The following is a 1509-nucleotide window of genomic DNA, read 5'->3' as shown; positions in this document are numbered from 1 at the left end:
AGATCCAGCATGACTACAACGGAGCTATGCCCACTGCGAGCACAACGCGCGTATTCACGGTTAAGTTCTATTTTGGCGAGAGCGTGCTTCAGCAGGCCGGTGAGGCTATCGAGCGAAACCAACTTACTCAGCTGCCGGGCTCGGTAACAGCGTATCCTTGCTGTGCGCACAAGGAACTCATCAGATACGGGCTTGGTAACAAAATCATCACCACCGCGGGCAAGTACATCTAACTGCAGATCACGATCTTCTTCAGACGAAAAGAAAATAATGGGCAGGCTGAGCCACTCGGCCTGAAATCGCAGCATCCGGGCCAGGATCGGCCCATCATACTGCCCCATCTGGACATCCATAAGCAGGATATCTGGCCGGAATTCCGACAGCTCAGACAGCAGGCGTGAAGGATCATCAAGCGTCCGCACCTGCAAACCGCCGCTTGCGAGAACCAACCGGTAGTGTTCCAGCAACTCACTGTCGTCGTCTACAATCATAACCCGGCCGGTGAGCGTAGCCAGCCCTTCAGCCAGAAGCTGCTCTACCCGGTCCGCAAGCGCCGGAATATCCTGGGGCTCATCCACACACGCATCAACGCCAAAACAAGCCAGCCGGTAACGGGTGGTAAAGTCGTGAGCCTCGCTGAAGCAGATCACCGGAAGACTACGCAGTCTTGGCAGCCAGAGCGCGCGCTCATCCTGTAAGAGCGTGTCCCTTACCAAAACCAGGTCAACATCGTTCATGCTATCCGGCCATTGCTGGCCGTGGTTCAGGCTGCGTAACTGGTACCCGTATAGCGCAAGGCCTTGAGATATAAGTTCTGTCAGCTCTTGGTCGGGCTCAAGGATCAACAGCACAGACTGGTTGCCAGACTCTGCTGGCCTGGGCTTGTGCCACTCGGTTGATATAGGTGCAGCCACACCCAAAAGGCTGCCAAGCCCAACAACGTCGTTTTCACAGCCGCCTGCCAACAGCTGAGTTAACTGAAGTCGAATGCGCTCGCTGTCAGCCCCTTCCGCTACCTGGTCTGCCAAAGGCTTTATGGCAATCTCAAGTTTACGAGCCTGCTCGCCAAGCTGTGCAAAGCCTAAAGTACCAGCCGATCCCGCAAGCCTGTGTAACAGCTGATAGGCAGCGACCACTTCACTGATGGCTTCAGGGCTCTGGGATGCATTGAAGATACTGGCGACCAACCCTTCAATTTCACGTATCGTTTTATCCCGAAAACGATTACGAAGAATCTCCAGTTTTTTCCGCACCTCGGAAGAAGGGCTTTGAGGCATAAAGGCTCTTGTTAATTAACGCGTGCAAACGCTGTGAATTCAGACTCATTTACTGTTCAATCAAAGCAAGTTTTCCGGCAAATAGCCAGACAGGAGCACGTTTTGAACCATTTATCTCTAGGTACCCGGCTGGCGGTAATCATCCTACTTGGCAGTTTGGCAACCGTTGGCTCTGTTATTTATGCCGCTTATGACGCATTGCTGGAGGAGTTTCAAAATAATCTGTCAGAAC

1 protein-coding gene is annotated in these 1509 nt (G+C 53.1%); it reads right to left on the bottom strand.

All coding sequences use genetic code 11. The features are described from left to right. Window positions 1–1277 (bottom strand): response regulator (locus BCA33_RS19060; protein ID WP_071268316.1); only part of this gene is annotated, 1277 nt, incomplete at its 3' end. Window positions 1278–1509 lie beyond the last annotated feature (232 nt).

The sequence above is a fragment of the Marinobacter sp. AC-23 genome (assembly GCF_001858325.1).
Lineage (GTDB): Bacteria > Pseudomonadota > Gammaproteobacteria > Pseudomonadales > Oleiphilaceae > Marinobacter.
This window is presented reverse-complemented; position numbering and strand designations above follow the sequence as displayed.